The following is a 9,537-nucleotide window of genomic DNA, read 5'->3' as shown; positions in this document are numbered from 1 at the left end:
CGCCCGGCAAGACCATCTGCTACTATCATCGCATGGCCGCGATCCGCGTCTGTTGGTGGTGTGTGGTCCCTGTTCAATCCACGATACCGATGCTGCCCTTGATTATGCCCAGCTTCTGAAAACGCTTTCGGAGAAGTGAAGGATCAGTTGTACATCGTTATGCGTGTCTATTTTGAGAAACCCCGTACCACCGTCGGCTGGAAAGGGTTAATCAACGATCCTTACATGGACAACTCGTTTGATATGGAAGCCGGGCTGCACATTGCGCGTCAGCTGCTGGTGAACCTGGTAGAAATGGGACTACCGCTGGCCACTGAGGCGCTCGATCCTAACAGCCCGCAATACCTTGGTGACCTGTTCAGCTGGTCAGCGATTGGTGCACGTACTACCGAGTCGCAGACTCACCGTGAAATGGCGTCAGGTCTTTCCATGCCGGTTGGATTCAAAAATGGCACCGACGGCAGCCTCGGCACCGCGATCAATGCTATGCGCGCAGCAGCCATGCCGCATCGCTTCGTGGGCATCAACCAGGCAGGGCAGGTTTGTCTGTTACAGACCCAGGGTAACCCGGATGGTCATGTGATTCTGCGCGGTGGCAAAGCACCGAACTACGGCCCGGAAGATGTCGCGCAGTGCGAAAAAGAGATGCTGAAAGCGGGACTGCGTCCGGCCTTAATGATAGATTGCAGCCATGGCAATTCTAACAAAGACTATCGCCGCCAGCCTGGTGTAGCCGAATCGGCTATTGCCCAGATTAAAGATGGCAACCGTTCCATTATCGGCCTGATGCTGGAAACCCACATCCACGAAGGCAACCAGTCTTCCGAGCAGCCGCGTAGTGAGATGAAATACGGTGTGTCTGTCACTGATGCCTGCATCAACTGGGACACCACTGAAACCTTACTGCGTGAAATCCATCAGGATTTGCAGGGAGTGCTGTCGGCGCGTCTGTCACACGAGGTGTAATGAGTCATGGTGGCTGAACTGACCGCGCTACGCGATCAAATAGATGAAGTAGATAAAGCACTGCTCGGGCTGCTGGCTAAGCGGCTTGAGCTGGTAGCAGAAGTAGGTGAAGTGAAAAGCCGTTATGGCTTGCCGATTTATGTACCTGAGCGCGAAGCGAGCATGCTGGCTTCGCGTCGTCAGGAAGCTGAGGCACTCGGTGTACCGCCGGATTTGATTGAAGATGTCCTGCGCCGCCTGATGCGTGAATCCTATACCAGTGAAAACGACAAAGGCTTTAAAACCCTGTGTCCGACGCTGCGTCCGGTGGTGATCGTCGGTGGCCGTGGTCAGATGGGACGTCTGTTTGAAAAAATGCTCACCCTGTCGGGCTATCAGGTACGTCTGCTCGACAAAGGTGACTGGGAACAGGCTGACGAGTTATTGAAAGATGCCGGTATGGTTATCATCAGCGTACCGATCCATCTTACCGAGCAAATTATCGCGCAGCTGCCAACGCTGCCGGAAGATTGCATCCTGGTTGATTTGGCCTCGGTCAAGAACCGCCCCCTGCAGGCAATGCTGGCTGCCCATAACGGACCGGTACTTGGCCTGCATCCGATGTTCGGCCCGGATAGCGGTAGCCTGGCGAAACAGGTGGTGGTGTGGTGCGATGGACGTCAGCCGGAAGCTTATCAGTGGTTCCTGGAACAGATTCAGGTCTGGGGCGCGCGGTTGCATCGTATCAGTGCCGTTGAGCATGACCAGAATATGGCGTTTATCCAGGCATTGCGTCACTTTGCAACCTTTGCTTATGGTCTCCATCTGGCTGAGGAGAACGTCAATCTGGATCAATTACTGGCGCTGTCGTCACCGATATACCGGCTGGAACTGGCAATGGTCGGCAGATTGTTCGCGCAGGACCCACAGCTGTACGCGGATATCATTATGTCCTCGGAGAGCAACATCGCGCTGATTAAACGCTATTACCAGCGTTTTGGTGAGGCGATAACCTTGCTGGAACATGGAGACAAGCAGGCCTTCATCGAAAGCTTTGAACGCGTAGAACATTGGTTTGGTGACTATGCGAAACGCTTCCTGGTTGAAAGCCGTAGCATGCTACGTTCGGCAAACGACAGTCGGCAATAACAGAAAAGGGCATCCATTCGGATGCCCTTTTGCTTAGATGCGCGGCTCCACCGGCACCACATTCTCGCCCGGATAACAACCGAGTACCTTGAGTGAGCGGGTTAAACCACGCAGCTCTTCCAGCGCGCGTTGCATGCTGTCAGATTGCAGATTGCCCTGCACATCAATGTAAAACATCTCTTCCCACGGATTGCCGTTAATCGGACGTGATTCCAGTTTGCTCATGATCAGGTTGTGCTGACGTAATACCAGTAACGCTTCAACCAGCGCACCTGCCTGCTGCCCGGTGGCCATAATCAGCGTGGTTTTGGCAGGTACCTGGTCGGAGACATCAATGGACTTGCGCGCCAGTACGATAAAACGTGTATGGTTTTGCTGCTGGTTGGCCAGATCACGCTCCAGTACCTGCAATTGATACAGCTCACCACCGGCTTCGCTGCCGAGCGCCGCCACTTTCGGTGAGTTCATCGCAGCCACTTTTTCCATCGCTGCAGCGGTGCTTTCGGTGTATTCGATTTTCCATTGCGGGAAACGGTTGATGAACTGGCTGCATTGCTGGAACGGTTGCGGATGGCTGTAGACAGTCTCAATTTGCTGCAAATCGGTATTGCTGCTCACCAGCACACAATGTTCGATGGGAATGGTCAGCTCGCCAACGATCGACAAAGACGTCTGCTGGAGCAGGTCGTAAACGTCATTGATGGAGCCAGAGCTGGTATTCTCAATCGGCATCACCGCATAATCAGCCTGGCCGCTCTCCACTTGCTGGATGATGTCGTGGAATTTGAGACAACCCATTTCCACCATCGAATCAAAATGTCGTGCCGCATATTTGCGTGCAGCAAGATGCGAATAGGAACCTTTCGGACCAAGGAAAGCGATACGCGGCGCCAGCGCATGGGGATGATTAAGGTTCTTTTGCAGCAATGCCTGCTGCGTCAGAACCGAATCTTCAATCACCAGCTGGAACAGGCGCGTGATGTAATGCGCATCAAGCTGGTGTTTTTTTCCCAGCGTAATCAAATTTTCCAGCAGGGCGCGCTCGCGCTCGACATCACGGATTGGGCGGTGGGTTGCCAGTTTTGCCTGGGCAACTTCAATGGCCAGCGCGCGGCGCTCGGCCAGCAGTGTCAGCAGCTTCTCATCAACGGCGCTGATTTTGTCACGTAATGCCAGCAGTGGGTTATCGGGGGTCATAGGGCTCACCTGTAAGCTGTCCAATAAAAAAGCCTCCCGGTTGGGAGGCTTTGTTGTTCGTCTTCGCATTCATTTTCACATGACGAATCGCCTCCCAATCAGGGGAAGGTAAAAAAGAATGCGAAGAAGAACGGTAAATGTTTCATGGTGGTTTCCGAAAGTAAAGTGACCCGAGATTAACCGCACTGATTTGAGGCTGTCAATAAAAAACGCGCCCGGAGGCGCGTTGCTGAGAAAATGGGGGTTTAACCCGCAGGCGTAAAATCTTTCACACTACTGGTGGCACGACGCGCTTCGGGTTTGTGTTGCGCTTTGTTGAGCTGTCGTTCCAGCTTCGCAATCAGATCGTTGATTGCGGTGTACATATCATCATGTTTCGCGCTGGCGACCAGCGTGCCATTTGGCGTGTTAATCGTGGCGTCGGCCACAAATTCTTTTGGCTCTTTCGATAACACGATGTGCGGGTTTATCAGGTGAGTTTGCCATTTTTCCAGCTTGGCGAGACGGTCTTCGACATGGTTGCGGATAGCCGCAGTGATTTCCATTTGTTTACTGGTAATGTTCAGAATCATCATTCAAACCTCTCTGTCATTTCCGTCTGGGTAGGTCCAGCATACCGCGGAAACCTGGAAAATATGTGATCAAGATCACATTAAAATGTCACTTTTTGTCAATACCAGCAAATTGTGAGAAAGGCCGGGAAAGTGGCGGAAAAAGCTTGAAGCGGTGGGGGGAAGGGGGCAAGATTGACGAGTTAACCGGGTGAGAAATTTTGTTTTTAGTCTGAATTTTCACCAAAAAAAAGCAGCCAGTGAAGGCTGCTTTTTTATTTGCCTTTGATCAGGCGTTATTGGCAGCAATAATTTTTGCCACTTTATCCGCTTCAGCAGTCAGTTGCAGCTGGCGATAGGCATTTTCCATCAGCGGCAGCGCTTCATGAGTCGCTTCTGCATCCGGGTAATCCTTCATCATGCCTTCTACACGGTTAACAACAGCGACATAAGCACCGCGCTTGGTATAGAATTGCGCCACTGAAAGTTCATACTTCGCCAGACGTTCTTTCAGGAAGACCAGGCGTTTCTGGGCGTCGGCGGCATACTGGCTGTTCGGATAACCGCGCAGCAACTGAGAAAAGTCGCGGAACGCGTCACGGGCATGAGTCGGATCGCGGTCAGAACGATCGATACCGAAGAAGCCCTGTAGTGCTGAATCATCCAGTGCCATATCCGTCAGACCTTTCATGTAAATGACATAGTCGATGTTCGGATGGGTCGGATTCAGACGCATAAAGCGAGCGATCGCGGCTTGCGCCAGCGGCAGATCGGCATTTTTGTAATACGCGTAGATCAAATCCAGCTGTACCTGCTGAGAATATGGACCGAACGGGTAACGGTTATCCAGCGCTTCCAGTTGCTTAATCGCCGCTTTAAAGTTACCGTCCTGCAGTTTTTGCTGAGCTGTGGCGTAAATCTCAGACGGCGGGCTGTCCGGTACTGTGTCCTTTGAGCTGGAACAACCCACCAGTGCCAGGCTCAGTGTGGCAGCAGCCACCAGATGTTTCATACGCGTCATGACGAAATGATTATCCTCAAAGTGTTATGGCGGAAGCTGTCCGTGTAGCTCCCGGTAATGACCAGGTACGATAGCACATTATATTAAACGGCATCGCCGTGAAAACCCAACGTTAACGAAGAAGCTGTATATGGCACAACAAGTTCAACTCACCGCAACGGTGTCCGAAGCACAACTTGGACAACGCTTAGATCAGACTTTGGCGGAATTGTTCCCTGATTATTCACGTTCTCGCATAAAAGAATGGATCCTTGAGCGTCGCGTCAGCGTCAATGGCACCGTCATCGACAAACCGAAAGAGAAGGTTCTGGGCGGCGAGCAGGTGTCGATCAGCGCTGAAATCGAAGAAGAGCAGCGCTGGGAAGCGCAAAACATCCCATTGAATATCGTGTATGAAGACGACGATATTCTTGTTATCAACAAACCGCGTGGTTTAGTGGTGCATCCGGGAGCCGGTAATCCGGACGGGACTGTGCTTAACGCATTGCTTTATCATTACCCAGCGATTGCGGATGTTCCTCGTGCGGGCATTGTCCATCGTCTGGACAAAGATACCACCGGTCTGATGGTGGTGGCTAAAACCGTACCTGCACAAACGCATCTGGTGGAAACGCTGCAGCTGCGTGAAATCACCCGTGAGTACGAAGCGGTTGCGATTGGCACCATGACCGCGGGCGGTACCGTTAATGAGCCCATGGCACGTCACTCCACCAAACGTACTCATATGGCGGTGCACCCGATGGGGAAACCGGCGGTGACTCATTACCGCATCATGGAGCACTTCCGTGCGCATACCCGCCTGCGCCTGCGTCTGGAAACCGGTCGTACACACCAGATCCGCGTTCATATGGCCCATATCAACCATCCGCTGGTGGGTGATCCGCTTTACGGTGGTCGTCCACGTCCACCAAAAGGGGCATCTGATGAATTTATCGCAACCCTGCGTGGATTTGATCGTCAGGCGTTGCACGCAACCATGTTGCGTCTCTACCATCCGATCACCGGGATTGAAATGGAGTGGCATGCACCACTGCCGCAGGACATGGTCGATTTGATTGATGCCCTGAAAGCTGATACCGATATGTTCCGCGATCAGATGGACTGGCTATGAATGAGTTGATCATCCCGGACTGGCCAGCACCGGCGCGCGTTCGGGCATGTTCAACTACACGTTACGGTGGCGTCAGCCAGGCTCCCTGGAACGCCCTCAATCTTGGCAGCCACGTTGGTGATAATCAGGAACATGTGCTCCTTAATCGCCAGCGTTTGGTTGCTCTGGCACAGTTACCGGCGATGCCCCAATGGCTCAATCAGGTTCACGGTCAGGAGGCGGTGCGTTTACCTGCTAGCGTAGCGCTACCTGATGCGGATGCTGCGATTACGCGTGAAACGGGCGTGGTCTGTGCCGTGATGACGGCAGATTGCCTGCCGGTGCTCTTTTGTGCCAGTGATGGTAGCGAAGTGGCGGTTGCTCATGCCGGCTGGCGCGGCTTATGTCACGGTGTACTGGAGCAGACGCTGGCACAGTTTCACTGTCCCGCACAAGAGATTCATGCCTGGCTGGGACCTGCCATTGGCCCGCAGGCTTTCGAAGTGGGTGCGGAGGTGCGTTCGGCATTTATGGCGCATGACGAGCGTGCCGACCAGGCATTTCGCCCCGTCGGCGAAAAATATTTTGCTGATATCTGGTTGCTGGCTCGCCAGCGCTTGCAGGCTGCTGGTGTGCGTTCAATCAGCGGCGAACAACGCTGTACCTGGCATGAAAGCGACGATTTTTTCTCCTTCCGACGCGATCGTATCACCGGGCGTATGGCAACTTTGATTTGGCTGAGATAACCTTACGCCACAAGACGATCCAGTTAGCGTATTTTTTGCTCACAACTCAGGTCATTAACCTTGAAAATTTGAGGGATGACCTCATTTAATCTCCAGTAGCATTTTGACCTGTAATGGGAGGAAACATGCGTCTGGATCGTCTTACCAACAAATTCCAGTTGGCCCTGGCCGATGCACAGTCCCTTGCTCTGGGACACGATAACCAATTCATAGAACCCCTTCATGTGATGAGCGCGTTGCTCAATCAGGAAGGCGGATCGGTGCGTCCGTTGCTAAGCGCAGCGGGTGCCGATGTCGCTGGGCTACGCACCAGCATTGAACAGGCTATTAATCGATTACCACAAGTTGAAGGCACTGACGGCGACGTCCAGCCGTCTGCGGATTTAGTCCGTGTGCTTAATCTGTGCGACAAGCTGGCGCAAAAGCGCGGCGACAATTTTATTTCATCTGAATTATTTGCTTTGGCGGCCCTGGATTCACGTGGCTCGCTGGCTGATTTACTTAAATCGGCTGGTGCAACGTCGGAAAAACTCGCTAAGGCTATCGAGCAATTGCGAGGGGGAGAGAACGTGAACGATCAAGGGGCTGAAGATCAGCGTCAGGCATTAAAGAAATACACCATCGATCTGACGGAACGCGCCGAACTGGGCAAACTTGACCCGGTGATTGGTCGTGACGAGGAAATTCGGCGCACCATTCAGGTTCTGCAACGTCGTACCAAGAATAACCCGGTACTGATTGGTGAACCCGGTGTCGGTAAAACCGCTATCGTTGAAGGTTTGGCTCAGCGCATCATCAATGGCGAAGTGCCTGAAGGCCTGAAAGGCCGTCGGGTATTGGCGCTGGATATGGGAGCGCTGGTGGCGGGTGCGAAATATCGTGGTGAGTTTGAAGAACGTTTAAAAGGGGTCCTGAACGATCTGGCGAAACAGGAAGGCAACGTCATCCTGTTTATCGACGAACTGCATACCATGGTCGGTGCCGGTAAAGCTGACGGCGCAATGGATGCCGGTAACATGCTTAAGCCAGCTCTGGCTCGCGGTGAGTTGCACTGCGTCGGTGCCACTACGCTGGATGAGTATCGTCAGTACATTGAAAAAGATGCTGCGCTGGAACGTCGTTTCCAGAAAGTGTTTGTGGCGGAACCGAGTGTCGAAGACACCATTGCCATTTTGCGTGGCCTGAAAGAGCGCTATGAGCTGCATCATCATGTGCAGATCACCGATCCGGCGATTGTGGCAGCAGCAACGCTTTCGCATCGTTATATCGCCGATCGTCAGTTACCGGATAAAGCTATCGACCTTATTGATGAGGCGGCTTCCAGCATTCGTCTGCAAATTGACTCGAAGCCGGAACCACTGGATCGCCTTGAACGCCGCGTTATCCAGCTTAAGCTGGAACAGCAGGCGCTGAAGAAAGAGTCGGATGATGCCAGTATCAAACGTCTGGAAATGCTGGAAAGCGAGCTTGACCAGAAAGAGCGTGAATACGCCGAGCTGGAAGAAGAGTGGAAAGCTGAAAAAGCGTCTCTGACCGGTACGCAGAATATCAAGGCTGAACTGGAGCAGGCGCGCTTGTCTCTGGAGCAGGCACGGCGTGTCGGCGATCTGGGACAGATGTCTGAATTGCAGTATGGCAAGATACCCGCATTGGAGAAACAGCTGGCTGCGGCCATGCAGTCCGAAGGCAAGACCATGAAGTTGCTGCGTAACCGCGTGACCGATGTGGAAATTGCTGATGTACTGGCGCGTTGGACTGGTATTCCTGTCGCCCGCATGATGGAAGGGGAGCGTGATAAGTTGCTGCGGATGGAGCAGGAGCTGCATGCGCGCGTGATTGGCCAGGATGAAGCGGTAGAAGCCGTATCGAATGCGATTCGTCGTAGCCGTGCCGGATTGTCTGATCCAAACCGGCCAATTGGCTCTTTCCTGTTCCTGGGACCAACAGGTGTGGGTAAAACCGAGTTGTGTAAGGCGCTGGCAAACTTCCTGTTCGACAGTGACGACGCCATGGTACGTATCGATATGTCTGAGTTTATGGAGAAACACTCGGTATCGCGTCTGGTGGGTGCTCCTCCGGGATATGTCGGTTATGAAGAGGGGGGCTATCTGACTGAGGCTGTTCGTCGTCGTCCTTATTCGGTGATTTTGCTTGATGAGGTAGAGAAAGCACACCCGGATGTTTTCAACATCCTGTTGCAGGTGCTGGATGATGGTCGTTTAACGGATGGACAGGGACGTACGGTCGATTTCCGCAACACGGTAGTTATTATGACCTCGAACCTCGGTTCAGATTTGATTCAGGAGCGGTTTGGTGCACTGGATTATCCTGAGATGAAGGACCTGGTGATGTCGGTAGTTGGGCATCATTTCCGTCCGGAGTTTATTAACCGTATTGATGAAGTGGTGGTGTTCCATCCGCTGGGTGAAAAACACATTGCTTCTATTGCGCAGATTCAGCTGCAACGGTTGTATAAACGTCTTGAAGAACGCGGCTACCAATTGCACATTTCGGACGCAGCTATCCGGTTGCTGGGTGAGAACGGTTACGATCCGGTTTACGGGGCGCGGCCACTGAAACGTGCTATCCAGCAGCAAATTGAAAACCCGCTGGCGCAACAGATTCTTTCTGGGGCGTTAGTGCCGGGTAAAACCATCGAGATGGATGTGAAAGATGATGTGATAGTCGCACATCAGTAAGAAATAACCATTAACGGGCCTGCGGGCCCGTTTTTTATGCTTTTCGCACAGGTTTTTGCTGGATTTTGCAACGCTTCGCCTGGAAAGTGAGCGGTCGTGCAAAAAGTTTAAATTAGCGCTTGTCACTCAGAATTATCTC

General features: G+C 52.8%; 8 protein-coding genes, 1 pseudogene and 1 other annotated feature. Of the genes and pseudogenes, 5 read left to right on the top strand and 4 right to left on the bottom strand.

The window, feature by feature from the left end; genetic code table 11:
• Positions 1 to 966, top strand: a pseudogene (locus tag PW844_RS14990) (3-deoxy-7-phosphoheptulonate synthase); the annotation flags it as partial.
• Between the two features lie 6 nt (positions 967 to 972).
• On the top strand, positions 973 to 2,094 hold the full coding sequence (tyrA, locus tag PW844_RS14985; RefSeq protein ID WP_084876417.1) for a bifunctional chorismate mutase/prephenate dehydrogenase: 1,122 nt from the start codon (positions 973 to 975) through the stop codon (positions 2,092 to 2,094).
• Positions 2,095 to 2,127: 33 nt separating this feature from the next.
• Here the strand turns inward: tyrA and pheA are convergent, their stop codons facing one another.
• From pheA to bamD, 4 genes are all read right to left on the bottom strand, one after another.
• The gene (gene pheA, locus PW844_RS14980; RefSeq protein WP_299453237.1) at positions 2,128 to 3,291 is read right to left on the bottom strand and encodes a bifunctional chorismate mutase/prephenate dehydratase; all 1,164 of its coding nucleotides are present in this window, start codon (positions 3,289 to 3,291) and stop codon (positions 2,128 to 2,130) included.
• A gap of 22 nt (positions 3,292 to 3,313) precedes the next feature.
• Positions 3,314 to 3,438 (bottom strand) — a sequence feature (Phe leader region).
• Complete coding sequence (gene pheL, locus PW844_RS14975; protein WP_100703679.1) at positions 3,390 to 3,437, bottom strand: pheA operon leader peptide PheL; 48 nt, start codon at positions 3,435 to 3,437, stop codon at positions 3,390 to 3,392. It overlaps the preceding feature by 48 nt.
• Before the next feature lie 98 nt (positions 3,439 to 3,536).
• The gene (gene raiA / locus PW844_RS14970; RefSeq protein WP_021507319.1) at positions 3,537 to 3,863 is read right to left on the bottom strand and encodes a ribosome-associated translation inhibitor RaiA; all 327 of its coding nucleotides are present in this window, start codon (positions 3,861 to 3,863) and stop codon (positions 3,537 to 3,539) included.
• A 268-nt stretch (positions 3,864 to 4,131) separates the two neighbouring features.
• Complete coding sequence (gene bamD, locus PW844_RS14965; RefSeq protein ID WP_208716228.1) at positions 4,132 to 4,863, bottom strand: outer membrane protein assembly factor BamD; 732 nt, start codon at positions 4,861 to 4,863, stop codon at positions 4,132 to 4,134.
• A gap of 130 nt (positions 4,864 to 4,993) precedes the next feature.
• Between bamD and rluD the strand changes: the two genes are divergently transcribed.
• From rluD to clpB, 3 genes are all read left to right on the top strand, one after another.
• A complete protein-coding gene (rluD, locus tag PW844_RS14960) occupies positions 4,994 to 5,974 on the top strand; it encodes a 23S rRNA pseudouridine(1911/1915/1917) synthase RluD (protein WP_084876414.1) in 981 nt (326 codons plus the stop codon).
• Positions 5,971 to 6,699, top strand: a complete 729-nt coding sequence (gene yfiH / locus PW844_RS14955) for a purine nucleoside phosphorylase YfiH (protein ID WP_299453226.1) — start codon at positions 5,971 to 5,973, stop codon at positions 6,697 to 6,699. The genes rluD and yfiH overlap by 4 nt, the downstream gene beginning before the upstream one ends.
• Before the next feature lie 125 nt (positions 6,700 to 6,824).
• Positions 6,825 to 9,398 carry an ATP-dependent chaperone ClpB gene (clpB, locus tag PW844_RS14950; RefSeq protein ID WP_299453223.1) on the top strand — a complete coding sequence of 858 codons (2,574 nt, stop codon included), beginning with the start codon at positions 6,825 to 6,827 and terminating at the stop codon, positions 9,396 to 9,398.
• Positions 9,399 to 9,537: the final 139 nt, after the last annotated feature.

The organism is Pantoea sp., from assembly GCF_028283705.1.
Classification (GTDB): Bacteria; Pseudomonadota; Gammaproteobacteria; order Enterobacterales; family Enterobacteriaceae; genus Pantoea.
The sequence above is the reverse complement of the archived record's forward strand: the minus strand, read 5'-3'. Positions and strand labels throughout refer to the sequence as shown.